26 protein-coding genes and 1 pseudogene are annotated in these 26,843 nt (G+C 63.3%); 13 read left to right on the forward strand and 14 right to left on the reverse strand.

Annotated features, from left to right (window positions below; translation table 11 throughout):
- The first annotated feature begins 159 nt into the window (after positions 1–159).
- Positions 160–1,581 (forward strand): GTP pyrophosphokinase, encoded by a 1,422-nt coding sequence (locus ACX80C_RS04850; protein WP_459325134.1) that lies wholly within the window; start codon positions 160–162, stop codon positions 1,579–1,581.
- Between the two features lie 57 nt (positions 1,582–1,638).
- On the opposite strand, the gene ACX80C_RS04855 is transcribed toward ACX80C_RS04850, so the two are convergent.
- From ACX80C_RS04855 to ACX80C_RS04885, 7 genes and pseudogenes are all read right to left on the reverse strand, one after another.
- Entirely contained in the window at positions 1,639–2,154 is a 516-nt protein-coding gene (locus tag ACX80C_RS04855; RefSeq protein ID WP_459325467.1) for a PDDEXK nuclease domain-containing protein, read from the reverse strand.
- Between the two features lie 78 nt (positions 2,155–2,232).
- Positions 2,233–2,742, reverse strand: a pseudogene (locus tag ACX80C_RS04860) (DUF1016 N-terminal domain-containing protein); the annotation flags it as partial.
- 226 nt (positions 2,743–2,968) lie between these two features.
- Entirely contained in the window at positions 2,969–3,568 is a 600-nt protein-coding gene (locus tag ACX80C_RS04865) for a cupredoxin domain-containing protein (protein ID WP_459325135.1), read from the reverse strand.
- A gap of 212 nt (positions 3,569–3,780) precedes the next feature.
- Entirely contained in the window at positions 3,781–5,397 is a 1,617-nt protein-coding gene (locus tag ACX80C_RS04870) for a M23 family metallopeptidase (RefSeq protein ID WP_459325136.1), read from the reverse strand.
- A 318-nt stretch (positions 5,398–5,715) separates the two neighbouring features.
- Positions 5,716–6,618 carry a diacylglycerol/lipid kinase family protein gene (locus tag ACX80C_RS04875; RefSeq protein WP_459325137.1) on the reverse strand — a complete coding sequence of 301 codons (903 nt, stop codon included), beginning with the start codon at positions 6,616–6,618 and terminating at the stop codon, positions 5,716–5,718.
- 89 nt (positions 6,619–6,707) lie between these two features.
- Positions 6,708–7,178: a Cys-tRNA(Pro) deacylase gene (gene ybaK / locus ACX80C_RS04880; protein WP_459325139.1), complete on the reverse strand. Its 471-nt coding sequence runs from the start codon at positions 7,176–7,178 to the stop codon at positions 6,708–6,710.
- A gap of 1 nt (position 7,179) precedes the next feature.
- A complete protein-coding gene (locus ACX80C_RS04885) occupies positions 7,180–8,352 on the reverse strand; it encodes a GGDEF domain-containing protein (protein ID WP_459325140.1) in 1,173 nt (390 codons plus the stop codon).
- 119 nt (positions 8,353–8,471) lie between these two features.
- Here ACX80C_RS04885 and ACX80C_RS04890 point away from each other — a divergent pair, with 119 nt between their 5' ends.
- The gene (locus tag ACX80C_RS04890) at positions 8,472–9,773 is read left to right on the forward strand and encodes a cation:proton antiporter (RefSeq protein ID WP_459325468.1); all 1,302 of its coding nucleotides are present in this window, start codon (positions 8,472–8,474) and stop codon (positions 9,771–9,773) included.
- A gap of 180 nt (positions 9,774–9,953) precedes the next feature.
- Here ACX80C_RS04890 and ACX80C_RS04895 read toward each other — a convergent pair whose 3' ends face one another.
- From ACX80C_RS04895 to ACX80C_RS04905, 3 genes are all read right to left on the reverse strand, one after another.
- Positions 9,954–10,211: an SHOCT domain-containing protein gene (locus ACX80C_RS04895; protein ID WP_459325141.1), complete on the reverse strand. Its 258-nt coding sequence runs from the start codon at positions 10,209–10,211 to the stop codon at positions 9,954–9,956.
- Positions 10,212–10,288: 77 nt separating this feature from the next.
- Entirely contained in the window at positions 10,289–10,570 is a 282-nt protein-coding gene (locus ACX80C_RS04900; protein ID WP_459325143.1) for an acylphosphatase, read from the reverse strand.
- Entirely contained in the window at positions 10,567–11,253 is a 687-nt protein-coding gene (locus ACX80C_RS04905; protein WP_459325144.1) for an SDR family oxidoreductase, read from the reverse strand. The genes ACX80C_RS04900 and ACX80C_RS04905 overlap by 4 nt, the downstream gene beginning before the upstream one ends.
- A 121-nt stretch (positions 11,254–11,374) precedes the next feature.
- On the opposite strand from ACX80C_RS04905, the gene ACX80C_RS04910 reads away from it, so the two are divergent.
- Positions 11,375–12,346 carry an aldo/keto reductase gene (locus tag ACX80C_RS04910; RefSeq protein WP_459325145.1) on the forward strand — a complete coding sequence of 324 codons (972 nt, stop codon included), beginning with the start codon at positions 11,375–11,377 and terminating at the stop codon, positions 12,344–12,346.
- Between the two features lie 159 nt (positions 12,347–12,505).
- Here ACX80C_RS04910 and ACX80C_RS04915 read toward each other — a convergent pair whose 3' ends face one another.
- Together ACX80C_RS04915 and ACX80C_RS04920 are read right to left on the reverse strand one after the other, a co-directional pair.
- On the reverse strand, positions 12,506–13,720 hold the full coding sequence (locus tag ACX80C_RS04915; RefSeq protein ID WP_459325146.1) for a saccharopine dehydrogenase family protein: 1,215 nt from the start codon (positions 13,718–13,720) through the stop codon (positions 12,506–12,508).
- A 104-nt stretch (positions 13,721–13,824) separates the two neighbouring features.
- A complete protein-coding gene (locus tag ACX80C_RS04920; RefSeq protein WP_459325147.1) occupies positions 13,825–15,381 on the reverse strand; it encodes an APC family permease in 1,557 nt (518 codons plus the stop codon).
- 98 nt (positions 15,382–15,479) lie between these two features.
- Here ACX80C_RS04920 and ACX80C_RS04925 point away from each other — a divergent pair, with 98 nt between their 5' ends.
- The 9 genes from ACX80C_RS04925 (at position 15,480) to ACX80C_RS04965 (ending at position 24,356) form a co-directional block, all read left to right on the forward strand.
- The gene (locus ACX80C_RS04925) at positions 15,480–16,022 is read left to right on the forward strand and encodes a TetR/AcrR family transcriptional regulator (RefSeq protein ID WP_459325148.1); all 543 of its coding nucleotides are present in this window, start codon (positions 15,480–15,482) and stop codon (positions 16,020–16,022) included.
- A 69-nt stretch (positions 16,023–16,091) separates the two neighbouring features.
- Positions 16,092–17,285, forward strand: coding sequence for a TerC family protein (locus ACX80C_RS04930; protein WP_459325149.1), 1,194 nt, complete (start codon positions 16,092–16,094; stop codon positions 17,283–17,285).
- 78 nt (positions 17,286–17,363) lie between these two features.
- A complete protein-coding gene (locus ACX80C_RS04935) occupies positions 17,364–18,683 on the forward strand; it encodes a M20 family metallopeptidase (protein WP_459325150.1) in 1,320 nt (439 codons plus the stop codon).
- Between the two features lie 22 nt (positions 18,684–18,705).
- Positions 18,706–20,286 carry an AbgT family transporter gene (locus tag ACX80C_RS04940; RefSeq protein ID WP_459325151.1) on the forward strand — a complete coding sequence of 527 codons (1,581 nt, stop codon included), beginning with the start codon at positions 18,706–18,708 and terminating at the stop codon, positions 20,284–20,286.
- Between the two features lie 28 nt (positions 20,287–20,314).
- Complete coding sequence (locus tag ACX80C_RS04945) at positions 20,315–21,277, forward strand: ATP-grasp domain-containing protein (protein ID WP_459325152.1); 963 nt, start codon at positions 20,315–20,317, stop codon at positions 21,275–21,277.
- An 86-nt stretch (positions 21,278–21,363) separates the two neighbouring features.
- A complete protein-coding gene (locus ACX80C_RS04950) occupies positions 21,364–21,783 on the forward strand; it encodes a ChaB family protein (RefSeq protein ID WP_459325153.1) in 420 nt (139 codons plus the stop codon).
- Between the two features lie 114 nt (positions 21,784–21,897).
- Positions 21,898–22,959, forward strand: a complete 1,062-nt coding sequence (locus tag ACX80C_RS04955) for an ABC transporter substrate-binding protein (RefSeq protein ID WP_459325154.1) — start codon at positions 21,898–21,900, stop codon at positions 22,957–22,959.
- Between the two features lie 341 nt (positions 22,960–23,300).
- Positions 23,301–23,765 (forward strand): hypothetical protein, encoded by a 465-nt coding sequence (locus ACX80C_RS04960; RefSeq protein WP_459325155.1) that lies wholly within the window; start codon positions 23,301–23,303, stop codon positions 23,763–23,765.
- 282 nt (positions 23,766–24,047) lie between these two features.
- Positions 24,048–24,356 carry a PRC-barrel domain-containing protein gene (locus ACX80C_RS04965; protein ID WP_459325156.1) on the forward strand — a complete coding sequence of 103 codons (309 nt, stop codon included), beginning with the start codon at positions 24,048–24,050 and terminating at the stop codon, positions 24,354–24,356.
- Positions 24,357–24,376: 20 nt separating this feature from the next.
- On the opposite strand, the gene ACX80C_RS04970 is transcribed toward ACX80C_RS04965, so the two are convergent.
- Together ACX80C_RS04970 and ACX80C_RS04975 are read right to left on the reverse strand one after the other, a co-directional pair.
- Positions 24,377–24,913, reverse strand: a complete 537-nt coding sequence (locus tag ACX80C_RS04970; RefSeq protein WP_459325157.1) for a TetR family transcriptional regulator — start codon at positions 24,911–24,913, stop codon at positions 24,377–24,379.
- Positions 24,914–24,935: 22 nt separating this feature from the next.
- On the reverse strand, positions 24,936–25,535 hold the full coding sequence (locus ACX80C_RS04975) for a uracil-DNA glycosylase family protein (protein WP_459325158.1): 600 nt from the start codon (positions 25,533–25,535) through the stop codon (positions 24,936–24,938).
- Between the two features lie 125 nt (positions 25,536–25,660).
- Here ACX80C_RS04975 and bioB point away from each other — a divergent pair, with 125 nt between their 5' ends.
- Positions 25,661–26,809: a biotin synthase BioB gene (bioB, locus tag ACX80C_RS04980; RefSeq protein ID WP_459325470.1), complete on the forward strand. Its 1,149-nt coding sequence runs from the start codon at positions 25,661–25,663 to the stop codon at positions 26,807–26,809.
- Positions 26,810–26,843: the final 34 nt, after the last annotated feature.

Here is a 26,843-nt window from a genome sequence, read left to right on the forward strand (position 1 = left end):
GCACCGCAGTCAACGCAGGCAACGAGTGCAATCTGCACTCTGCAGGCATGTTCGACTAAGAGACCATCGTGTGGTGTTCAATAGCATTAGAAATGCTGATCGAAGGACCGGCAAGTGACGCGAAGTCGCAATTGCCGAAGTTTGAACTGGGGGATAGTTGTGGGAGAAATCGCTTTTGCCGTGGATTACCGCGAGTGGGACTGGCTACCTGAGGCGGCAGCAGAGGGCGAAGCCTATCTGGACAGGCTCCTTACAGAGGCCGCGATCAAAGCTCACTCAGTTGCCGCTCGTGCCAAGTCGATTACTTCCTTTCAGGCCAAGTGCCGACGCAAGGATTACTCCGATCCAGTACGCGAGGTCACCGACACCGTCGCGGTACGAATCATCACTTACTCGATAACCGATCAGCACCGTGCAATCGAACTTATCCGTGACCGTTTCCAGATCTTGGAAGACAGGAAGCCTGGGGAAGCGAAGGACCAAGAACGACGCCGGGGATACGACTGCCATCACTTCGTTATCACCGGCGAGTCTCCGGACGTCGAAAACAAATGGCTGATCGCCAGGGGAGAATTGTCGCGATACTTCGAGAAGTTCGGCGGCCTGGAGATTCAGGTTCGGACCGTCGCGGCGCACGCGTGGGCAGAATTCGAGCATGCTCGACGGTACAAAGGGCAGCAATACCAAGCGATCAGCGAGCACGATCAAGAGACGATCGACCAGCTATTCGGCGCTGCCTCAGATGCGCGAAGAGCCCTTGATGAGACTTTCCGGGCAATTGATCGCGTGCTTGCTAATCCAACCTTATCCAAAACGGGTGAAAGCGAACTGGAGCACGCCGCGCATGACGACATCTCTGGTGAATCCGTTGTGCAGGGCAACTCCGGTGAAGAACGGACGCCCATAGACATAGCAACTCTTCGGGCCTACCTCGCTGACCGGTTTCCGGAGGACGGCGAAGCCACCGATGCGGGAATACAGTTCGCTTGTGAGCTCCTGCACGCGTGCGACTTGGAGTCGATCGAAGCTTTGTCTCTTGCCCTTGAAGCGATCGACGGTGATCAAGTTCGACGACTGATGGACGCCACCATCTCCGTCACCAGGGTGAGGCGGCTCGATGACGAGCTCCTCGCCCGACTCGGAGAAAGTTACATTCGGGCAACAGGTGACATCGGAATTGTGCGGAAACGTAAACAACAGCTCGAATGGCGGTACGATCGGCTTCGCGCCAAAGTTGGCTATAGCACATATCAGATCAGTGGCGCGGACTGTCCCAACAGGCTCGAATGTGTTCTTCTCCCGGCGGCCAGAGCCGTACGTGAAGTCGTGGGAGTGCTTGCGGAGAGAATTGGCTCACATGCGGTTCTCATCGCGGAGACCGTGGGCGAATCAATCGATGCATTGCCATCTTCTGCAAGGCCGAAAGAAGTCCATCTTCCTAACGGTCAGTCTTTATGGGTTGCGACAAACCTCCGCCGGGATTCCTCAGAAGGGTTGCTAGCCGAGCTTCTTCTCCGCGGCGACGAGCTCGACCTGCGAGTGAACAGTAACGGCCGCGAAGTTGCGGCAACGCCCGCCTGAGGATTCCTTCAGCATCCGACGTAGCTCATCACACTGTCGCCGACCGGCGTTGACGGCTTATGCCATCGGACCGTCGTCCGCTAATTCAGCTTCCAGTACTTCAATGCTGGGCAAGGTTGCTGCGAATTCATCGGGCAGGGAGTCGGCAATCTCTTTCTGCCATTCGGCCACACCGATCGGCGCCGAGTAACCTCGAAGCGCGTAATCGGCCACGATGTTGTTCTTGGTCTTGCAGAGCAGAAGGCCGACTGTGGGCTTGTCATCGGGATGGGCGAGCAGATCGTCGACCGCCGCCATGTACATGCCGAGCTGACCCAGGTAGTCCGGCTTGAACGCCGTTGCTTTGAGTTCGACAACTACAAAGCAGCGGAGCTTGAAGTTGTAAAACAAGAGATCGGCAAAGAACTCCTGCTCATTGATCTGCAGGCGCACTTGTTCGCCGACAAAGGCGAACCCCTGGCCGAGTTCCAGCAGGAACTTCTCGACGTGTGCGACGAGCTGTGTCTCGAACTTCCGTTCGTTGTGCCGATCCGTCATCGCGACGAAATCGAAGACGTACGGATCCTTCGTCATCTGCTGGGCGAGATCAGAGTCCGACGGCGGCAGGGTCGCCTTGAAGTTGGTAATGGCGTTCTCGGATCGCTCGTGTAACCGTGTTTCGACCTGATGGACCAGGACGTTCCGGGACCAGCCCTCATCTGCGGCATTGGCCGCATACCAGAGACGGGTATCGGCGTCGTCAAGCTTGTCGAGAAGGACTACGTTGTGGCCCCAAGGCTATGTTGCAACAGGTTGTTGCAACATTGAGAAGTCCGGCCATGCTTGGGCGAAGCTCTTCATATACCGCAAATTTCTTGGCGAGAAACCTTTGGTCTCGGGCATGCGCTCTCGTAGGTCGGCGGACAATCGCGTCACAACTTTGGTCCCCCAGCCTTCGAGCTCTTCCCGTTCCAACAGGTCCTTTCCGATGGACCAGTACGTATGCACCAGTTCCTGATTGACCGCGGCGATTGCGCGGGTGCGGCCCACGTTCACATGGCTAGCAACAGCGTCGAAAAGTTCCGGGTACCACTCAGGCATCGCAGAACGTCCAGGTGTAGGTGGGAATGTAGCTGGTGCTACGGAAGTGCCTTCGATCGGGTTGTTCTCAGCGGCGGTCATATTGCGCTCCGTTCAAGGAATCCAAGAGGGTTCCTTGAAGCTATCCCGCCGTTCTGACACTTTTACCGCGATGCAGGACGTGACCGTTGCACACAACCAGCGCCGGGCATCGTGAAGTTGAACTGCTGGTCGACGACGGCGACGCGGACGCCCGAACGAATCACACCGCACACACGGAGATGATCATTCGTTCGAGCACGTCCGCGCCGACGGATTAGCTGACCGGTTACTCGCTGCGCCTCCGGACAATGTAGGTTCCGCCCGCTGCTGCCAGGAGAAAGAAGCCGCCACCGAGGGCAAGGAGTCCGAGGTTGCCGCCCTGCTCCGGTTCGGCAGCAGTATCTGCGCCGCCTACCGGCATCTCACCCATCTGGCCGGGATTCATATTGCCGTCCTGGGATGCGTCGTCGTTGTCGTCAGCCGAAGGAGGCAGCGCGGATGCTTCCCATACCTCCAACGTTCCGCTCATGTTGCCGTGGAAGATGCAGACGAAGTTGTACTCGCCCGGGGTATTCGGTGCGGTGAACGTCGCCGTTGCTCCGCCTGCCACGGCGCCGGTGTCAAAACTCTGGCCGGAGCCGCGCCCCGTCACTGTGTGTGCTTCGTTGTCATTGTTGATGACCGTGACGGTTGCCCCGGGCGTCACTACGCCGGAAATCGTGTAGGCGAAGCCGCTGATCGTGATTGTTGCTTCCGCAGACTGGGTCATCGTCGGCAGCGACGGCGCGCTCGCGGCGGCGGATGCGCCGGCGGTGCCGAGGGCGGCTGCACCGGCGAGCACGGCGGAGAAAGTGAGGACTGCGGCTTTGTGGCTGGTGCTGTTCATGGTGGTGCCTTCCTTCGAATCAAAGGGGCCCACTCACTGTTTGGTGGCGGCGTTCGAATGGGCACAGGCCCGCCGCTGAATGGTATTCGTTCCGGAGCGGCTGCGGGATGGGCTGGCGGTGCCTCTTCCCGCCGGAGTAGCCGTGACCTCAAACGTGAGGGGGCTCCGACGGTGATCCCGTCGGAGCCCCCTCAAACACCTGAACTTCTTCGCTACGGACCAGTAGTTCCGGCTACTGCGGGTTCCGGTTCTCGCAAGGGCTCGGTAGTGGCTGTTGCTTCTGCGGCAGGCTGTTCTGGCAGCGGCGCGCACTGGTTGGTGACTGTGCCGTCATCCAGAGTGGTCGAAATGATCGTTGAGATCGGTACGACGACGACGCGTTCAGGATCTTGCAGCGCGGCCTCACCGATGATCTCATCGCCGGTGCCAAACGTCAGGTCGGCTCCCGGAGCACAATAGTCCATACCTTCCGGCAGTGCGGGTGTTGCAGGCGGCTGCGTTGTCGGAGGCGGCGTGGGTGTGGGGGTCGGCGTCGGTGGGGGCGTCGGATCCGGCGTCGGTGAGGGGTCCGGCGCCGGCGTTGGGCTCGGGTCAGGCGTCGGCGAGGGGGTCGGATCCGGGCTCGGGTCAGGCGTTGGCGAGGGATCAGGGTCAGGCGTTGGCGAGGGATCAGGGTCAGGCGTGGGTGTCGGCATTGGGTCCGGCGTCGGCGTGGGGTCTGGCGTCGGAGACGGATCCGGACTCGGGTCGGTCGGCGGCTTCGTCGGCTCAGACGTCTTTGGCGGATCCGTCGGCTCACTCGTAGCCGGCGGCTTGGTTGTGGGCTTGCCATCCGGCGACGGCTTAGGCGACGGCTTCGGCTTCTCGCTGGGCGAGGCCGAGGGCGAGGACGAAGGCTTGGAGCTTGGCTTGTCCGACGGCCTTGTTTCCGCAGGCTTGTCATCCTTCGGCTCGGCCGTGGCGGCATCAACCCGGCTAGGCGAAGGGGGCGCTGCCATCGGCTCAAGCTCACCGCCGGAGGCGAGGTAGGCACGCCAAGCTGTATCGCCACCGGAATCGCCGCCGGGACCGAAGTTCACCAGGGCCGGCATGTCAATGGGTCCGCTACCGTCCAGCGGAATCAGCTTCCACGCGGCGGGATCGGTGTGCTCGCCGTTCAGGATGGTCTCGAAATGCAGGTGGCAACCGGTGGACATGCCTGAGGTTCCGACAGCCGCGATGACCTGCCCCGCACCAACGTTGTCGCCCTTCTCTACTGCAATTCCTTCGAGGTGGTTGTACGTGGTGACCAGGCCGTTCCCGTGGTCCAGTTCCACACGGTTGCCACCACCCCACGGGTGCCAACCAACCGCGCGCACTACACCGGCGTCGGCCGAGAAAACCCGCGTACCGCAGGGAGCAGCCCAATCGTGCCCGGTATGGAACTCGCCGATCTCGCCCGTAATGGGGCTGGTCCGGTGACCGAACAAGGAACTGGTGCTCAGGAACTGAAGCGGTGCGATAAGCATGCCCTTACCGGGCCGCTCCATGGTGCCCTGCGCTGCTGGGAAGTTGGCATCCGTCTTGTCGCGCCCCAGGATGTCATCGGCAGACCACGGCTTCTCCGGAATGTCCTGCCCGGGCTTCAGCGAGTCAGTTTGGCCGAACGGTGATTCGACGTAAGGCAGTTCCAATACCTGCTCGCCGACAATGCCGGTGGGCGGCTGGTCGGTGTCGGAAACACTTCCGACGCCCTTTGCGATGATGGAGCCGTTGGCCTCAAGGGTGGGGGCACTGCTGCCTGAATAACTGGTGGAATAGATGACAGCCAACGCCAAACAGACGCTCACGCCGGACCTTACGGCTCGACGGCGGCGTGGCCCTCGCAATTCCTGGCCGGATGTTGGCCTTACTTCAGTCACAGGTAGCTCCCCATGTGTTTCCCCATCGGAAACTACAAGCGACGGAAATCTGCATGAATCCGCGCCTTCAGCCTCGTCTGGCTGCCCCGCGAAGGGCCTCGATGGTGCAAGTACTGGCATTCAGCCTACTGGCCGAATTGTTATGTAGATAGAGTGCGCGTTGCCTCCTGTGAAAACCTTGAGGAAACTCACAGGTTAGACCTTTCTGATCAGAAACGAATCAGAAGAAGCACAAAAAAGCAAGAATTACTGCGGCGCAATTACCTGCCAGGCGTCACAAACAACTTCCCAGCGCCTGTCGGTGAACGGTCCCCACAGCTCACCGTCGTTGCTGACCCTGAAACCGTTGCCGTCAATCGCGGTGATCTCGACCGTCTGCCCACGCCCGATCCGGACATCACTTCGCCGCGCATGGTCACCGTCCTTGAGCCCCAGCGCGTATCCCACCCGGGCAGCCGGTCCGACCGATTCCCAGAGAACGACGTCGACAAAGCCGTCGTGTGGGTTCGCTGCGGGAATGAGCCTCGCCCCGCCGCCAACGGTGCCGCCAAGTCCCAGCGCAGCCATCAGCAGCGGCCGCGAGCCGTCGTGAAGAAGTTCCCCGTCTACACGCACGCTGAGATTCCAGCCCGGCGAACTGACGCCGGCGGCCACAGCTCCCAGGGGATAACTCAGCTTGCCGGCCTTGAACCTGGACAGCTTCTTCTTTGCCGCAGCTCCCTTGGCGGCTGCATCAGCTCCAATGCCGACGTGCACCGCATTCACCGCGACGCGATCCTCGCTCAGGAGCAGCTCCATGGTCCGGGCCCGGCCGGACAGCACACATTCGGCCGCCTTCAACGCATCCAGCGGTATTTCCAGCGACCGCGCGAGGTCATTGCCGGTTCCTACCGGGATGATGCCGATCGGTCCCACAGCCGCGAGTGACCCTGACTGATGGAGGCACTGCACCGCGGCGTGGATGGAGCCGTCGCCGCCCAACAGCACGAGGCGCCGTCCGTCGAGGCCACTCAGGGCAGCATCGAGTTCGTCAAGGTCTGCCGTACGAGCCAGTTCGAAGGAAGACCCATGCCGTTCCGCAGCCGACGCGAGGAAGGAGGCAACGGCGTCGACACTGCGCCGATACGCCGTTCCGGCGGACGAATTCACGACCGCCAATATGTCCTGACTATGCACTGAGCGCTCTCGCCTACCGGAGGGATTGGGGCAACTGGCAAGACAATAGTACGCCCGCGGTGCTAAGCGATCGGCGCGGTCCGGCCGCCGGTCACGCGGAGCAGATCCTCTGGCGCGAGCTCTATCTCCATGCCCCTGCGTCCACCGGAAACGAGGATTGCGTCGAACCGCAGGGCAGACTCATCCAGCACCAGCGGGCTCCGCTGCTTCTGCCCGAGTGGCGAGATTCCGCCCACTACGTATCCGGTCCGTCGCTGGGCAACAGCGGGATCCGCCATCGCAGCCCGCTTCCGGCCGCAGACAGTTGCCATTGCCTTCAGGTCCAGCGTGCGGTTTACGGGTACCAGGGCCACCGCCGTCTTGCCGCCCAGATCCACCATCAGCGTCTTGAAGACCCGCTCAGGGTCAGCGCCCAGCTTCTCCGCGGCCTCGGTGCCGTAGTGCTCGGCGGAGGGGTCGTGGCTATAAGTCAACACGCTGTAGGGGACGCCCAGCCTGGTGAGCAACGCCGTCGCCGGTGTTCCGCCAGCCATCTCAGACCTTCCGGGCTGACAAACCCTGAACCGCCCTGTTGCGGCCCAGGGATTTTGCCTCATACAAGGCGGCGTCGGCGCTGGCGATGATCGCGCTCAGGTCCGCGCCGTCGTCGTCGACCGGCGCAATCCCGTAGCTGACCGTCGGGGCCGTCAGGCCTTCCGGTAACGACGTCGCGGCAAGGCGCCTGCTCATCTGCGCCACAATCGCTTCGGCCCGGTGGGCGTCCGCACCCGACAGAAGGACGATGAATTCCTCGCCGCCATGGCGTCCCACGAGGTCGGTCGACCGGACGGTTCCCTCGCACGCAGCGGCGAAGGCCTGGAGCACAACGTCGCCGGCGGCGTGGCCGTGAGTATCGTTCACGGATTTGAAATGGTCCAGGTCCGCAAGCACCAGCGCTCCAGGCATCTGTGTGTCGCGCATTCGCTTCAGCTCATTGACGGCGAGATCGTGGAAGCCGGACCGGTTCAATAACCCCGTCAGGGCGTCACGGGTTGCGCGCAGATGCAGGTCATGGGTGACCTGCTCGTTGCTGAGGGCGGCCATGCTGAAGGACACCACCACCAGCAGCACCAGGGTGATGAGCGTTGTGATGCTGGAGTCGAAGTACGCGGTGAACGTCGGGCCGTCCGGACCCTCGGCGAGAAAGGTAAGCCACCGGCCCAGGTAATAGACCGCCAACAATCCGGAGGCTATGGCGAGGGGCTGCCGGATCTTGCTGTAGTACCGCTTGAGAACAAACAGTTCCCAGGACGCCATCCCGATGAAGAGCGTCATCATCCCGAGGAACACTCCGCCCCCGGACCAGTCATTGACCGACGGATTGTCGAACGCCGAAACCAGGATGGTGACCAGTGGCCCAGCAAGGATCTGCCACGTCGGCGGGCCTGCCGTACGCAGCGTCCGCGCACCCGCCCACACGCTGACCGCGCCGAGTACCAGCAGCGCATTGCCCAGCGGATTGGCCCAGACCTGATGGACCGACCCGTCAAGCAGATAAGCGGCAGACCCGACCAGGAACAGTGCAAGGGCTCCACACCACCAGGCGCTGTAAACCGAACGTGTGCGCCTGAACGTGACGAAATAGAAAAGAAACAGCAGCGTGAGGGCAACAACGCCGAAGGCAACGCGAAGGGTGGCTGTGTCCAGTTCTTCCACCGAAGCCCCCATAGTGTCGAGATCGTGACCAGTATCCCATTCGGTGCAGGAACCCGCTACGGATGGGGCCCGGCAACGAGTATCTTTAGGCGGTACCGAATGGTGATGAAGGGACCTTCGCAATGCTGAAACTGTTCGAGGGCCCGAGCATCATCTACACGATCCTCGGCGTCGTCGTTTTTGCCGCCGCTCTGCTTCCGCGGCTGCTGCGCCGGGCACCGATTTCCATGCCCATGGTCTTCCTCGGGGGTGGGGTGCTGGCCTTCGCGCTGATCGACTACCTGCCTACCCCGGATCCGGTGAAGTACGAGGTTGTCACCACCCACCTCACAGAAGTGTGCGTGATCATTTCCCTGATGGGCGCGGGGCTTGCGCTTGACCGTCCGCTGAGCTGGCGCAGCTGGTCGACCACATGGCGCCTGCTGGCCATCGTGATGCCGGTCTGTGTCCTGGCGCTCGCATGGATGGGCTACGTTTTCCTGGGCCTCGGGCTGGCCAGCGCAATCCTCGTTGCTGCGGCCCTCGCACCGACGGACCCGGTTCTGGCCTCCGAGGTGCAGGTGGGCGAACCGGCCGACGGCGAGGAAGGGTTTGACCGCGAAGACGAGGTGCGGTTCGGCCTCACCTCCGAAGCCGGGCTCAACGACGGGCTCGCCTTCCCGTTCGTCTACCTGGCGATCAGCATCAGTTTGGTCGGCGCGGCGCCGGGCGCGTGGTTTCCGCAGTGGTTCCTCGTTGACGTGCTGTGGCGCATCAGCTTCGGTGTATTGCTCGGCTATGGCACGGGCAAGCTTCTGGGTGCCCTTTTCTTCTCCGCGCGCGCCCGTTCCTTTCGCTTGTCGAACCACTCCGAGGGTTTTGTTGCTCTGGCCGCGACCTTCCTCGCCTACGGCCTCACGGAAACCTTCGAGGGCTACGGCTTCATCGCGGTCTTTGTCTGTGCCATCACTATCCGTGCCGCTGAACGGGATCACGGGTACCACCGCGTGCTGCACAGCTACGTCGAGCAGCTTGAGCGGCTCCTGTCCGTCGTCATCCTTGTATTGCTTGGCGGGGCGATCGCCAGGGGACTGCTCGAGACAATCGGGTGGACCGACGTCGTCCTTGCCTTGGTCTTCCTCCTGCTGGTCCGCCCGCTTGCCGGCTATCTCGGGCTGTTGGGTGGGCACACCGGGACGCGGGACAAGGTGGCGCTCGCGTTCTTCGGCGTGCGCGGAATTGGGTCGCTGTATTACATCGGCTATGGGCTCAGCAACGGCGAATTCACGGCCGAAGCCAACGAGGTATGGGCCTTCGTGGGGCTGGTTGTGGCGCTCTCGGTAGTGCTTCACGGGGTCAGCGCCACTCCCGTGATGCGTGCCCTCGACCGCGTGCGACGGCGGGAAGCGGCCCGGCACGGAGACGAACGGGAGACGCCGCACACTGCGGTGTAGGCGGCTTCGCTTCGGTTTGGACCGGCGCGCGTGTCACCACTTTGGTTCCAACCGCCCACTGAATGGCGGGTTTCACTGGGAATGTCTAGACATACCCAGTGAATGACGCCGTTCGTTGGGGCGGTCCGCGATCAGCACTCCGAATCAAGCACGGAGCAGCCACGCGGATTCTGAGCCCGTTCAGTTCCCGAGTACGTCCCCGCGCGCTTTCCGGTACTCCTCGTCCGTGATGACGCCGCGCCGGCGCAGATCCTCCAGCTCCGCCAGGCGCGTCTCCTTGGAAGCAGTGCGTTCCTGCGAGTGCGGCGCACCGGAATCGACGGCCGGCCCGCTTCGGCGCCTCCGCCCGGCGGCAACCGCCAGCCCAAGGACGATCGGCACCGCCACGACGGCCAACAACGCCAGGATGATGATGATGTGCCAACCTTGAACCTGCATTTTCGCTCCCCCTAAGAATCTGTCCCAGCACCCTAGCAGCCGGCCTCCGGTTGCGCTTGACCCGGGACCCAAGCCCGCTAGTCTGTGGCGAAGCCGCTGAGGTGGCTGGCGCCGTCGTCGTGCATGGTGGCGTCCACATGCTCGACCCTGCCGGGTGTGCCGCCCGAATTCAGCCACCTCAACAGCTGTTCCACCGACGACGGCGGCCCGGCTGCCACCACGAGAACCGAACCGTCGGGGCGGTTGGTGGCCGAGCCGACCAGGCCCAACTGCTCGGCCTGCTGCCGGGTCCGGTAGCGGAAGCCGACACCCTGAACCTCGCCCGTCACGGTTGCAACCAGGCGGACGGTGTTGCTCATGCCATCCCAGACGGCCGGATGTTCAGCGACTCGATCGTGGAGTCCCGTGACGCGTCCACGGCGAGCCGAACCGCCTTGGCTACCTGGGCAGGCTGGATCCAGGCTTCGGGGGAGTAGTCGTTGCCCTCGAACTCGTGCAGGTCCTGCTGCATGTCAGTGGCAACCCTGCCCGGATGGATGGAGCTGACCCGCACGCCGCTGGCCCGTTCCTCTTCCCTGAGCGCATCCGTGAGTGCCCGCAATGCGAACTTGGTGCCGCTGTAGACGGAGGACCCTGCGCCGGAGTTGTAACCGGACCCGGAGTTGATCGCGATGACCTGGCCACCGGCTGCACGCAGGGCGGGCAGGAGCAGCCGGGTCAACCGGGCTACGGCGAAGACGTTGATTTCGAAGCTGTCCCGCCAGGCGTCGTCGTCGAGCTCTGCCACCGCACCCATCCGCAGGACCCCGGCGGAGTGGACCAGTACGTCGAGTCTTTGGACACCGGCTACGTCCGCCTGCGTCACCCCGCGGACGTCGAGCGCGAAAGGCTCCGCCGAGGGGTACTGCGACGACGCCGCCTCCAGTGCCGCGCGATCCCGCCCGCCGAGGAGCAGGTGGTGGGTGGGGGCGAGCTCGTCCGCGATGGCACGGCCGATGCCGCGGGACGCTCCGGTGATCAGTGCAATGGGCAGGGAGGTCATGGGCAAAATCCTACGGGTCCGCTCCGACATGTTGCTGCAGGAAACATTTACCTCTAGCGCCGGCGGCCCGGACTTGGCAGGATGGAAAACGATTCAAGTCCCCGAGCGTTAGGAATACCCAATGGAGTACACGCATCTCGGCCGCTCCGGCCTGTCCGTATCCCGTCTCTGCCTCGGCACCATGAACTTTGGGCCGAAGACCGAAGAGGGCGACGCCCACTCGATCATGGACTCCGCCCACGCCTCCGGCATCAACTTCTTCGACACCGCGAATGTTTACGGCTGGGGTGAGAGCAAGGGGTGGACGGAAGAGATTGTGGGCCGCTGGTTCGCCAAGGGCGGCGGCCGTCGCGAGAAGACCGTGATCGCCACCAAGCTGTACGGCGACATGAACGAATGGCCGAACAACGGCAAGCTCTCCGCGCTGAACATCCGGCGGGCGCTCGATGCCAGCCTGAAGCGGCTGCAGACCGACTACATCGACCTCTACCAGTTCCACCACGTTGACCGAACCACACCGTGGGACGAGATCTGGCAGGCCATCGACGTGGCCGTTCAACAGGGGAAGATCCTGTACTCGGGCAGCAGCAACTTCGCCGGCTGGCACATCGCCCAGGCGCAGGCCGCCGCCGCCCGCCGCAACTACACCGGCCTCGTGAGCGAGCAGTCCATCTACAACCTGCTGACACGCACGGTTGAGCTCGAGGTGATTCCGGCAGCCCAGGAGTACGGTCTCGGTCTCATCCCGTGGTCGCCGCTTCACGGCGGTCTGCTGGGCGGGGTCCTGAAGAAGGAGAACGAGGGTGTCCGCCGCGTCGAGGGCCGGGCCGCCGACACCCTCGAGAAGCACCGCGACCAGATCCAGCGCTACGAGGACTTCGCCGATTCGCTGGGCCACAATCCGGGTGACCTCGGCCTCGCGTGGCTGCTCGCACAGCCCGCCGTCACCGCGCCCATCATCGGGCCGCGCACCCAGGAACAGCTCGACGGCGGCCTTCGCGCCCTGGCGATAAAGCTCGACGACAGCGCCCTCGCCACCCTCGACGAAATCTTCCCCGGCCACAAGACCGCCCCGGAAGACTACGCCTGGTAGGAAAACGCGAACGACGGCCGGTGCCCCCGCCGAGGTGGGCACCCGCCGTCGTCGTTGGCGTTGATCCTGGTCATCGTTCGCGTAGAAACTGCCCGGGGGTCAGGAGCGCCGGTTCGAACCGGCAGGGCTGAACCTACGGGCAGTTTCTACATGGAGCCTTTAGCGCTCCTCGATGCCCCAGGGGGAGTTGTAGCCTTCCGGTGAGGCGAGGAGTTCAAGGAACGGCCGGCTGTCGAACGCCTCCGGGCCGAGCACGCCCGCGCCCTTCCAGGTGCCGTTCGCCAGCAACTCCAGTGCCACCAGCGGGTTCACCGCGGTCTGCCAGACGACGGCCTGGGACTGGTATTCGCGCATCGACCACTCGTTGTCCACCACATGGTAGATGTACACCTTGCGTGGGTTGCCCTCCTTGTCGAGCCCGGTGACGTAGAGACCCGCGCAGGTCTTGCCCGTCATACGGTCGCCCAGCGTCGCCGGATCGGGCAGTGCCGCAGCCACCACGTCACGCGGCGCCACCGAAACGCCCTTCACGTCCAGCGGCTTCGTCGAGTCGAGGCCGAGCTTGTGCAGGGTCTTCAGGACGCCGATGAACTCGTCCCCCAGGCCGTACTTGAACGTGACCTTCTTCGCGGAGGTCCAGCGCGGCATGAGCGCGACTTCCTCGTGCTCAACGTTCACGCACTCAACGGGCCCGATGCCCTCGGGGAAGTCGAAGACCTCCGGCTCGCTGAACGGTTCGGTGGTGTACCAACCGCGGTCCTTCTCGAAGATCAGCGGCGGGTTCAAGCACTCCTCGATGGTGGTCCAGATCGAAAAGGAGGGAGCGAACTCATAGCCCTCAACGGTCAGGTTCGCGCCGTCGCGCACGCCCAGTTCATCGATGGAGGAGAACAGTTCATCCTCCGCATACCGGGCAAAGACGTCCGAAAGCCCGGGCTCAACCCCAATGCCCACCAGCGCGAGCCGTCCGGCGTCGGCCCATTCCTGCGACTTCGCGAACTGCTCGTCCCCGAGCATCACGCCCGGCTTTTCGAAGGGCTGCTCGGGATGCCGGGTGGAGAGGCTCATCGCCATGTCCAGGTAGGTGGCACCGGCGTCGAAGGAACCGTTGAAGATCGGCATCACAAACCGCGGATCGACGGCGTTCAGCACGTGGGTGATTTGGTGTTCGCGCACGACGGCGGCAACCGCCTCTGCGGACGACGCGTCCACCTGCGCCGCCACCAGCCGCGCGTCCGAAAGGGAAGCGACCAGCGCTTCCGGGCGTCCGGCGTCGTAATCCGCCACGACCAGGAGGTCGAAGAAGGAACGCCGCACGGCTATTCGGGCCGCTGCCGAGCCAACTCCGCCGGCGCCAATGATGAGGATTCGCATGTTGCTACTTTCTTTGTTGGTGAATTTCGAATCGAGTCAGCAGAAATCGCTACGAAATCAGCTGATACCTAGTCATTTCTGCTGACTCGATGGGAGGGGAAAGGTCAGGAGAGCCCGCCGTCGACGGACCGCGTGTAGTTCTCGGGGGAATCGGGCACCAGCACGGGGGTGTCCTCGTTGAGGCTCTCGCCGCGGAAGAACGCACGGGAGCGCGGGGCGAAGCGCCAGGCCACCATGAGCACCAGCCCCAACGCCAGCGAGCCGATGCCCACCACAAACGTTCCGCCGATGCCGAAGAGCACGCTGTAGCCGTAGTCGACGTCGAGCATGTCCACCGCGGACTTGATGAACGCGGCCGTGAGCATCAGCGCACCCAGCAGCGGGAGCAGGAACTTGTAGAAGAAGCTATGCCGTGACACGAAGAGTTCGCGCCGGAAGTACCAGATGCACGCATACCCCGTGATGGCGTAGTAGAACGCGATGGCCAGGCCGAGCGAGAGGATGGAGTCCGCCAGGATGTTCTCGCTGATCATTGTCATCACCACGTAGTACCCGCTTGCGGCGATGCCCATCACGAGAGTGGAGAACGACGGCGTCTTGAACTTCGGGTGGACGGTGCTGAACCGGCGGGGGAGCGCTTTGTAGACGGCCATGGACAGGGTGCCGCGGGCGGTGGGCAGGATGGTGGTCTGGGTGGATGAGACGGCTGAGACCAGTACAGCCACAACGAGGAGCCAGGCCCAGGGCCCCAGGATGGCGTCCTTGAGTGCGAAGAAGACGTCCTCGGCTCCTTCTTCATTGGCGAGGCCCAGGCCGGTGTCGCCCACGCCGGCGTAAATCATTGCCGCAACGGTCACGCCGACGTAGGTGACCAGCAGCACCAGGGTGGTGATCACTGCGGCACGGCCGGGAATGCGGCGCGCATCCTTGGTCTCCTCATTGAGCGCCAGGCACGTGTCCCACCCCCAGTAGATGAACAGCGCCAGCAGGATGGACTCGGTGAATCCCTCCACGCTGCCGAAAGCGAACGGGTTGAACCAGTCCAGCGAAGGCGGCGTCGCATTCTCGGCGCTCCCATTGAAGAAGCCGACGACGGCGAGCACCACGAACAGTGCCAGCGCCACGTACTGGATTGCGAGCAGGAAGTTCTGCAGCTTCTCGCCAATCTCAACTCCCCGGTAGCTCACCCAGGTCATGAGGGCGATGAAGACGACGCCGGTGAAGGTCACCAGCATGGTGTTCTCGGCGAGCGAGCCGTCCCCGATCAGCAACCAGAAGTAGAGGCCCGCTATCTGGGCCAGGTTTGCGAGAACCACAATGCCGGCGACGGCGACGCCCCACCCGGCCATCCAGCCCACCCAGGGCCCAAACGCCTTGGTTCCCCAGGTGAAAGCGGTTCCGCAGTCCGGCACGTCGCGGTTCAGTTCCCGGTAGGCGAATGCGATGAAGAGCATGGGGATGAACGCGAGGATGAAGGCGATCGGAGCCTGTGCGCCGACGGCGAGAACAACGAATCCGAGGGTCGCTGCCAGGGAATAGACCGGCGCCGTCGAGGCGAGTCCGATAACAACAGAGCCGAAGACCCCGAGCGTCCCTGCTGCGAGTCCCTTCCCGTTTGCGTCCGTTGCCGATGGTCCGCGATGGACCGATGTATCACTCAAATGAATCGCCTCCTGTGAGGTTCTGTGGCGGAGCTTGGTGTAATGCGCATCACTATACCGACTAGTCGGTTTTTTCGATAGTCCGTAAACTCTGGGCTATGGGTCACGCACCAACCACTCTTCAGCGCCTGATCGACGCGTACGAGGACATCCTGATCAATGAGGGCGAACGCAGCGCCACCCTCGACGCCATCGCGGTGCGGGCAGGCGTCTCCAAGGGAGGGCTCACCTACCACTTCAAGTCGAAGGATGAGCTCGCTCAGGCGCTCTTCACGAGGCTCCGCGACCTGGTGGATGCGGATCTCGCCGTCATGCGCGCCGAACCCGAACGCGCCGCCACGTACTACATCAAGAGCTCACTGGAGATTGCGAGCCCGCTGGAACGCTGCAACATGGCTGTCACCCGGCTGGCACAGGGCTCCTACCCGGAAGCCAATGAACTGCTCGCCGAGTGCCGCAACCAGTGGTTCACGGTTCTCATGGACGCGGTCGGAAACGAAGACATGGTGCACCTGGTGATGTTGCTCGGCGACGGCATCTACTTCAACGCCTCGCTCACCGGTACGGGCGCCATGCCTGAGGAAACGGATCCGCGTACGATCGACAGGATCATCAAGCTGATTGACACCATCCGGTACTGAGCCGTCTTGCGGCTGTGCTGGCCAGCAAACTACGGTGAACACAAAGCCTACTTATTAGGAGTCGTTCGCATGGAAGTGCCCACCATTGTCTGGATCCTGACCATTGCAGGAATCGTGGCGCTACTACTCTTCGACTTCTTCTTCCACGTCCGTAAAGCGCATACGCCTTCCCTGAAGGAAGCCAGCATCTGGTCCGCTATTTACGTGGGCATTGCGCTGCTGTTCGGCGTCGGCGTCCTGGTTCTCTCGGGCCCGAGGTATGGCCAGGAATACTTCGCCGGGTACATCACGGAGAAGGCGCTCTCGGTGGACAACCTGTTTGTCTTCCTCATCATCATGACCACCTTCAAGGTGCCCCGTGCCGACCAGCAGAAGGTGCTCCTGTTCGGCATTGTCTTCTCACTGATCGCACGGACAGGGTTCATTCTCGTCGGGGCCGCACTCATCAACTCCTTCGCGTGGGTCTTCTACATCTTCGGGCTGATCCTGCTCCTCACCGCGGGTAACATCCTGAAGCCCAAGCGGGTGGAAGAGGAAGAAAGCTTCATCATCCGGATGGCACGGAAGTTCCTTCCGGCCACGGAACATTACGACGGCGACAAGCTGTTCACGGTCGAGAACGGCAAGAAGGTCCTCACCCCGATGCTCCTGGTCATGGTGGCAATCGGCGGAACGGACATCCTGTTTGCGCTGGACTCCATTCCCGCGATCTTCGGGTTGACCCAGGAAGTGTTCATCGTGTTCACGGCCACAGCGTTCTCCCTGATGGGCCTGCGGCAGCTTTACTTCCTGATTGACGGCCTCCTGGACCGGTTGATCTACCTCTCCTATGGCCTCGCGGCGATCCTGGGTTTCATCGGCGTGAAGCTGATCCTGCACGCACTGCATGAGAACAACGTGCCGTTCATCAACGACGGCGAGCCGGTTCCCGTTATCGAAATCTCCACCGGCCTTTCGCTCGCGGTGATCTGCGGCGTCCTGGTCATCACTGTTCTTGCTTCGCTGCTGAGCCCCAAGGGCAAGGCCAAGAACCTGGTTTCCGGCGCCCGCCGCCACGCCAACGAGTACCTCGACCTCAACTACGAAACCGACATCAACGAGCGCGAGAAGATCTACAACAAGCTGCGCCGCGAAGAAGAAATGCTCAGGAAGCAGCCGGAGAAGTACAAGCGGCTCATCCGGAATGAGGACGAGTTCATGGCCCTCATCAAGCGGGCACACGAGGATCATGAGGCTGCGCTGGATCGCGAGCCCAGTCGCTGACCTGAGGTATCCGGGATTGTTACCTCCGGTTTCCCGTGCACCCTGCCTATCCCGGCGATAGTTGCCTAAGCTACCAAGATGACCGAACCGACTGTGCCGGACCCGGCCTTTCTTACGTCCATCGCCAATGAGACACGGCGGAAGATGGCAACTGCTACAACCGAGGAGTCACCGTTCGAGGGCGCTCCACCGGAGCTGGCTGCCGAGGTTGAACAGCGGATCGATGCGCTGAAAGAAGATCTCGCGCACATTGTTCGCACCCTTCACGCCAACCCTGAGACCGCGTACCGGGAGCACAACAGTGCCAAAGTTCTGGCCGAAGTCCTGGCCAGGCACGGCATCGAGGCCACCACCGGCGCCCATGGCGTCGAAACGGCACTGCGCGCTGAAATCACCGGCGCGGAACCTGGCCCCACCATCGCGGTACTGAGTGAGTATGATGCCCTTCCCGGCATTGGCCACGCCTGCGGCCATAACGTCATCGCGGCCACCGGGGTCGGCGCCTTCCTGGCCCTCGCAGCGGTCAAGAACCGGTTGAAGGGCAAGGTGGTCTTCCTCGGCACACCGGCGGAGGAAGGGCACTCCGGCAAGGAGATGATGGCTCGGAATGGGGCGTTCGACGGCGTGGACGCCGCGATCATGGTCCATCCCTATGGTTATGACCTCGCCGACCAGGCCTGGCTCGGCCGCCGCCTGCTCACGATGACGTTCACCGGCGTTGCCGCGCACGCCTCCGCCCAGCCCTTCATGGGACGCAACGCGCTCGACGCCGCGAGCCTCGCCTACCAGGGCATCGGCCTGCTGCGGCAGCAGTTGCCGCCGTCGGACCGGGTGCACGCCAACATCGTCGAGGGCGGGCAGAGTCCGAACATCATTCCCGACCGTGCGGTCCTGAAGCTCTACGCTCGTTCCCGCCTTCCGGAGACGCTGAAGGACCTCAGCAACCGGCTCGGGGACGTTGCCCGCGGGGCGGCGCTGATGACCGGCACCGCCGTCGACCTGTTGTGGGACGAGCACCCGCCGTCGCTGCCCATCAGGACCAATACCGCCCTTACCGGCCGCTGGGTCAAGGCGCAGCAGGGGAGGGGGCGCAGTCCGCTGCCGGCCGGCGTCGTCTCCGATACCCTCGCCGCCTCCACGGACTTCGGCAATGTCAGCTACCGCATTCCCGGTATCCACCCGTTGATCAGCATCGCGGACTCGGGGACGGCCCTGCACACCCGCGAGTTCGCGGCCGCAGCGAACACCGAAGCAGCGGAGCGCGGAGCGTACGACGGCGCCGCCGGGCTGGCGCTCACCGCTCTGGACTACCTGAGCGATCCGGCCCTGCAGCAGGCTGTCCGCGATGAGTTCGAATTCCAGGGCGGGGCGATCGACGTCCCCGCCTACTTCGACTGAACCACATCCCCAAGGAGCACCCGTGACATCCTCAGCCGTCTCCCGGCGCAGCTTCACCGACCGATTCCTCAATGGCGTTGAACGGGTCGGCAACAAACTGCCCGAGCCGTTCATGCTTTTCCTCATCCTCTTCGGGATCACCGCCGTTGTCTCCACCGCGATGGCCTGGGGCAACGTCTCCGTCCAGGTTCCGGGCAGCGACGAGATCACCCGGATCCGCGGCCTGTTCACCGCCGAGGGGCTCACCTGGCTGACCCAGAACCTGGGCCCGAACTACCTCGGCTTCCCACCGCTTGTGACGGTGCTTCCCATCCTCCTCGCAGTCGGTGTGGCCGAGAAGTCGGGGTTGCTCGCGGCGATGATCCGGAAAGCGTTCGGCTCGGCACCGCGCTGGGCGCTGCCGTACGCCGTCGGTGTTGTCGGCGTGCTGGGCTCGATCATGTCCGACGCCGCGTTCGTGGTTATCCCGCCGCTCGCCGCGCTGGTGTTCAAGGCGGCCGGCAGGCATCCCGTCGCCGGTCTGCTCGGAGGCTTCGCGGCGGCCGGAGCCGGCTACTCGACGAACCTCCTGGTCACCAGCCTCGACGCCCTGTTCGCCGGGATTACGACGGCGGTCACCGAGACCCTGCCCAACGCCGGCTCGCCCGTCACGCCCGTTTCGAATTATTTCTTCAACGTGGCCTCGGCCCTGGTGCTCATGGTCATCGCCGGCTTCATCATCGACAAGGTGCTGGAGCCGCGGCTGAACCGCCAGGGCGTCTCACGGGACGAGGTAGCCGACGACGACGACGCCCCCGCCGCCGCGGCGGCCGACCTCAAGGCCGAACTCGACCCGCGCGAAACCAAAGCCCTGCGCTGGGCGATGATAACCGGCGTCGTGCTGGCCGCAGCCATTGCCGTGTCGGTGACCATCCCGGGTTCCCCGTGGCGCAACGAAGAGGGTGCCTTCCTGCCCGATTCGCCGCTGCTGGGCTCGATCGTCTTCATTGTCTTCACCATGTTCGTGGTGCCGGGACTTGTGTACGGGAAGCTCGTGGGCACCATAGCGAACGGCAAGGACGTGCCGCGCGTGATGGGCCAGGCTATCCGTGACATGGCGGGGTTCCTTGTGTTGGCGTTCATCCTGGGGCAGTTCATCGCGTTGTTCAACTGGTCCGGAATCGGGCAGTGGATTGCGGTGGCCGGTGCAGGCGGGCTCGAAGCGATTGGCCTCACGGGCTACCCGGCCATCCTCGGGTTTATCCTGTTGGCGTCACTGTTGAACCTGTTCATCATCTCGGGTTCGGCGATGTGGACGTTGATGGCGGCGGTCTTTGTTCCGTTGTTCGTGTTGCTCGGGTATGAGCCGGCGTTCATCCAGGGCGCATTCCGCGTTGGTGACTCCGCGACGCAGGTGATCACGCCGCTCAACCCGTACATGATCGTGCTCCTCGCCATGCTCCGGAAGTACGAACCGGCTGCTGGACTGGGAACGCTGATTGCCCGCATGCTGCCGTTCGTGGTTCCGTTCTGGCTGGCCTGGGTTGCGATCCTCAGCGTGTTCTTCTTCTTCGAGATTCCCATGGGTCCAGGCAACGGGATTTACCTCCCGGCGTCGGAATAGGTTGCCTGAGAGCACCGTTGCACCGGATATGACTGCGCAAAAGATCTACGCCCTGCACGAGAACCCCGAGTGGTTTCCCCCGTTTGCGCGAGCCTTCGAGCAGGAAGGCCTCGAGTTCGAGGAATGGCTGCTGACCGACGGCGTGCTTGACCTCGACTCGACGCCGCCGGAGGGCATCTTCTGGTCGCGGATCAGTGCCTCCGCCCATACGCGGGACCACGGATTGTCCAAGGACTACACCCGGGCAGTGCTCTCCTGGCTCGAAGCGCACGGACGGCGGACCATCAACGGACGGCGCATCCTCGAACTTGAGATGAGCAAAATCGACCAGCTCACAGCACTGAAGGCGGCTGGCATCGACACCCCGCGCACTGTGGCTGCGATTGGCCGGGAACGGATCCTCGAGGCGGCGAAGGGCTTCCCGACGCCGTTCATCACCAAGCACAATCAGGGCGGCAAGGGCCTCGGCGTCCGGAAGTTTGAGAGCCAAGGCGAGCTTGCGGAGTACGTAGCTTCGGACGAGTTCGAGGAACCGCAGGATGGGATCACGCTGGTTCAGGAGTACATCCAGGCAGCGGAGCCGGTGATCACCCGGGTGGAGATCGTAGGCGGCGAGTTCATCTACGCGATCCAGGCGGATACAGCCCGCGGCGGATTTCAGCTCTGCCCGGCAGATGCGTGCGCAATTGATCCGACCACGGGCAAGCCCATCATGCCTCCCGGAGCCACCATAGAGCCCGAGGCTGACCAGCAGTTGTTTAGTCTCCGCCGGGATTTCGACCACCCGATCATTGGGAAGTACGTCGAATTCGCCCGCCGGAACAACATCGAGGTCTGCGGCATCGAGTTCATGGAGACCGCTGACGGCCGGATCCTGACCTACGACGTGAACACGAATACCAACTACAACGCGGCTGTCGAAAGCGAAGCGCCGAGGTCCGCGCCCGGCGCCCTGGCGAAGTACCTGGCGGGAGTTGCCGCGCAGGTATAGAGCCGGGCAGGTCCCCTTGCGGGTTACTAAGTGCGCTTATAGTGTCGGGATGACCAGGCGAACCTCGAACGAACGGAGCTGACGCAATGCCGAAAGTGACGAAGAAGGGGAAGGTCAAGACCGACGAACTGCCGAGCACCCTGCAGCGGTCGAACAAAAAGGCGCAGGAAACCTACGCGAAGACGCTGGATTCCGCCGAGGACCAGTACGGCGACGGCGAACGCGCGCACCGCACGGCGTACAGCGCCCTCAAGCACACGCATGAGAAGGTCGGCGACCACTGGGAGGAAAAGGATCACAAGGGTCCGTCCGACGAACAGGCCAAGGGCGGCCGGTCCACGAACAAGAAGACGGCGGCCGGCGTGGATGAGAATGCCACCAAGGAACACCTTTACGACGTCGCCAAGAAACTCGACATTCCCAAGCGCTCGTCGATGAGTAAGAAGGAACTCGTCGACGCCATCCAAAAGGCGAACAACAAGGAGACCCGCAAGGCCCGGGACTGAGACTATTACGCAACACAAACATTTCGTAATAGCGCTGAGGATAGGTTAGCCTTACTTTCGTAACCGACGGTCCGTCCGACTCGTCCTTCTCCGTCACGAAAGTCAGGAGCCCTCATGGCCCCCACACGCCTGCGCGGTTTGATAGCTGCAGCAGCCATCACCGTACTGTCCCTCTCCGCTTGTTCCACGGGCCCCGCCGGTGGCGGCACGGAAGCAGTCGGCAACAACGAAGCCGGCTCAGCGGATGCCTTCCCGGTCACCATCGAGCACGTCTACGGTGAGACCGTCATAGAGGAGAAGCCGGAGCGGGTCGCGACGGTTTCCTGGGTCAATGCCGATGTGAGCCTGGCCCTTGGCGTGGTACCGGTGGGCATGCCGCTTGACGAATACGGCCAGAACGAGAACGGCTCCACCCCGTGGAAGGACGCCAAGCTCGAGGAGCTCGGCGCACCTATCGGTTCCGAGAATGTGCCGGTCCAGTATTCCGAACTCGACGGCATCGCGTTCGACGAGATCGCCGCAACCAATCCTGATGTCATCCTCGCTGTCTACTCGGGTATCACCGAGGAGGACTACCAGACCCTTAGCGAAATCGCCCCGGTTGTGGCCTACCCGGAAAAGCCGTTCGGCACCGCGTGGCAGGATTCGACCACTATCATCGGCAACGTGTTGGGACTGTCCGACAAGGCCGAAGAAGTCGTCACTGAAACCGAAGCCGCCATCGAGGAAGCCGCTGCGGAGTACCCGGCGTTTGAGGGTAAGACCTTCATCTGGGGCAACCTGGTGCCGCAGGGCCCTGAGCCCATCGGCATCTACGCCTCGGGTGATCTTCGTCCGCGCTTCCTTACTCAGCTCGGCATGGTTGAGGCCGATGTCGTGACCGAAAACCTCGACGCAGCCGGGGGTTCGTTCTACTTCCCCTGGGCGGCCGAGCGAGCCAATGAACTCGAGTCCGACATTTTCGTCACCACAGTAGATAGCGAGGAAGTGGCCACGGCCATCGCCGAGGATCCGCTGCTGAGCCAAATTCCCGCCGTCGAGAACGGCACGCTCGTCGCGGACACGAACCCCACCCGCACCCTCTCGCTCTCCGCCGCGAACCCGCTCAGCCTCATCTGGGCGCTGGATGAGTGGCTGCCGATGCTCAACGAGGCAGCCGAAGCCGCCGAGCAGTAAAAGCACGACGACGACGGCGGCAACCGCCGCGTGAAGGGCGCGCCACTTTCCGTGGGGCGCCTTTCGCATTGGCGTCGGGCGCGCCCTGATTGAGCTGGGCGGGCTGCGGTTGGCGTCGGGCGCGGCCTTGATTGAGCTGGGCGGGTTCGATTGAGGTGGGCGCGGCCTTGATTGAGCTGGGCGGGCTGCGGTTGGCGTCGGGCGCGGCCTTGATTGAGCTGGGCGGGTTCGATTGAGGTGGGCGCGGCCTTGATTGAGCTGGGCGGGCTCGATTGAGTAGTGCAGGATGGTGTGGGTGGAGCCCAGCATCGGGTGCTCGCTACAGCTATGTGGAGGCTGGCATGTCCGGGAATCCTGAGGAGCACCTGCCGAGGGTGCGGCTCTTCGCTGGCTACGCTGAGTCCCCGATTTGGACTGCCAGCGGACCGATGTGTTTTGCGGACTCTCACCTGAGCGCTGAACTGATCGAGGACTTGGCAAGGTGGGAGGCCGCGCAATACCAAGGCGACGGGCTGCTATCCGGTGCACGCGATGACCGTCTCACCGCGGACGGACGGGACCTCGCCCGGAGGCTGGCCGCTGAGCTGGGTGATGGATTCGTTGTGGTTTCGGATGGGGCCACTGAAGGTGAGAAGGAACTCGTCCGCGCTGACGCGCCGGCAATGAACCCTGCTGCTGAGGAGGCGTTTCTGGAAGCATCCAAGGATGCGGGCCCCAGCCCGGCGGACGGGCCGTTCTACTTCTACGCACCGCTATCTGGGAAAACGTACGGATGGCGGGAAGGAGGGGCTTCGTCGGATGGCTAGGTCCATGGCGGGTCCCGTCCGCCGGGCCTGGATGTCTTCACGGAAAGTGCCCGCGTTGCACTCATTGCAGGCAATGCCTGCGAAGTGCACTCTGGCTGCGAGCTGCAGGCAATGCCTGCGAAATGCACTCTGCAGGCACTTCTCAAGAAGGGACATAGCCCCGCACCTCATCGCGGATCCGCGAGATTTCGCTTCATCTCCACCACGCGAACTTCCGGGCGTTGCCCCCACCGCCCCATTAAGCTGGAATGGTAAGCGTACTTGTCATCGAGCGGTGGAGGCATGATGGAGCGGCTGGAACTTGAACAACTACAGGCAGCTACGGCGTGGGATGTGGACGGCGAAAAGCTGGGAAACGTCTCCCAGGTTCACCTTGACGGCGTCTCCGGTGAACCAGCCTGGGTGACCGTGGGCCTGGGATTGTTGAATTCGCGCGAGAACTTTGTACCGCTGGCCGGTTCCAGGCTCGATGGAGACAGCCTGTTCGTGGCAGTGACCAAGGATGCGATCAAGGATTCGCCGGACTTCTCCTCCGAGGAAGGTCTGACTCCTGAAAACGAAGACTCGCTGAGGACCTACTACAACCTCTAGCGCCCGGCACGGGCCAGAAGCTAGCCCGAAAGCAGCCCCGCGACAAGCCGGTCGACGCCGAAACGGAAGGCGGCGCCGTCGTCGTCGGGGGTGTTCTCCGGAAGCAAGCCCGCCTGCGCCAGTTCGGCATGCGTTTGCTCCTCAGCTACCGCGCCCAGGATGTAATGCACCAGCGCCCGCGCCGCCCAGCGTGCCTGCCGGCCATCCAGGCTACCGAATAGCGACTCCAAGCCCGGGAGCAACAGGTTGGGGCTGAGTGTCTGGGCGAGTGAGACGACGTCGGCCGCACCACGCACCGCCAGAAGGGCGCCCCGAATCTCCTCAGCCGTCTGCCGGATTGCGTCCTTCTCCGCGCCGCCGCTGCGAAATGCGACCGGTTCAAGGATGCGTTCGGCAACAACGGTGAGAAGATCCTGCTTGTTCTTCACATGCCAGTACAGGGCGCCGGGTTGGACATCGAGTTCCCTCGCCAGCCGGCGCATGGACAAATCCGCGAAACCGTAGCTGTTGAGGATTCTCAGCGCGGCGTCGATGATCTGCTCGCGGGACAAAGCCATTGTCTTTACCCGGCCTGAGCGGCTAACCGACCAGGCGCTTCGCGCGGAGTACCGCTTTCCGGAGCTCTTCCTGCTTCGTCTTGCGCGATAGTGCCTGCGGTCCGACTCCCGGAGCCTTGATGGCGATCACTCGCGGCACCCGGTCCCTGAGATGCCGTTCCCACGTCTGCTGCACCATATCGCTGCACAGCAGCACCACCTCAAGCCGCGGCAGGAGGCGAAGCACCGAGCCGAGGGCCTTGGCGCCGGCCGTCCTGTCATCGGCAGTTGGGCTGGCCGCCGGGAAAGGGACGAGGTTCCACATGAGGACCTCGTTGTGCAGGCCGGCTGCATCGCGCTCGATCCAGCACCGTTCCGCGGAGCTGTCAGGGTTGTCAACGGAAACAAAACCGGAACCCTGCTCGGATAGCACCTCTTCCGGTGGACGGTCCAGCACGAACAGGACACGCGCCTGATCGCCCGCATCGGCGGGGTCGAAATGCGGAATGCGTACTGATCGCGCGGCCACGTAGTCGGCGCGCCATTGTTCAAGGCTTTGGATGTGCGGAGCGGTGGCCAGTAGTGATCGGCGACCTTCGAGGACCGCTTTGTCAGATAGGGCTTGGGGGCGGTCAAGGAACATACCTCCACTCTATCCGCGTCTGTGGGGGTCCTTGAGCGTTCCTGAAGCGGATGACCCGTGAAGGGACATTCCCGATTGACAAGTTGTCCACAGATGAACACTATTGAACGGTGTTCAATAAAACGGTGTTCAAGTCCTTCTCGGCGCTGGCCGACCAACAGCTTGGCGGTGGCGTCCTGACGCGCGCACAGGCCCTCGCAGTCCTGACTTCCGACGACGCCGCGCTCCTCGATCTCGTGGCAGCGGCCGCAATCCTCCGCCGCGCCCACTTCACCAACACGGTGAAGGTGAATTACCTCGTGAACCTCAAATCGGGCCTCTGCCCTGAGGACTGCACGTACTGCTCCCAGCGACTCGGATCCGCCGCGCAGATCCTGAAGTACACGTGGCTGAAGCCGGAGGAGGTAGCCGAGCAGGCATCCTGCGGAATACGCGCCGGCGCCTCACGGGTCTGCCTCGTGGCCAGCGGCAAAGGCCCGACGGACCGGGACGTGGAGCGCGTTGCAACTTTGGTGGCCGGGCTCAAGGAGGAGCACCCGCAGGTGGAGGTGTGCGCGTGCCTCGGCATCCTGAAGGACGGGCAGGCGGACCGGCTGCGGGACGCGGGCGCGGACGCCTACAACCACAACATCAACACCAGCGAATCGAACTACGCCGACATCTGCACCACGCACGAGTACGCCGACCGCGTGAACACCGTCGGCAAAGCGAAGGACGCTGGTCTTTCACCCTGCTCGGGCCTGATCGTGGGCATGGGGGAGACCGACGACGAGCTGATCGACGCCGTCTTTGCGCTCCGGGACCTTGGCGCCGACTCGATTCCCGTGAACTTCCTCATGCCGTTCGAGGGCACCCCGCTCGAGGATACCTGGCTGCTCACGCCTGCGCAGTGCCTGCGTATCCTCGCCCTCGTCCGCTTCGCGTGCCCGGACGCCGAGCTGCGAATGGCCGCCGGCCGCGAGATGCACTTGCGCTCGCTGCAGCCGCTCGCCCTGCACGTCGCCAACTCCCTCTTCCTCGGCGACTACCTCACGAGCGAAGGCCAGGAAGCCAAAGCGGACCTCGACATGATCGCCGACGCCGGCTTCGTCGTCCTCGCCCCGGGACACCACGCTGCAGGACAGCACAACAACGGTCAGCCAGCCCCAGGGCAGCGCGACAACGGGCAGCACAACAACGGACAGCGCGACGACGGCGGGCCGGGACCCACGCGGGCTCACGACCCCGCCATCCGCCAGCGAGGGGCAGGGACGGATCTTGCCCCCAACGTCTAGCACCGGCGTCGTGCGTTCCCCTGCGGCTACGGGC

It is taken from the genome of Arthrobacter tecti, from assembly GCF_054511355.1.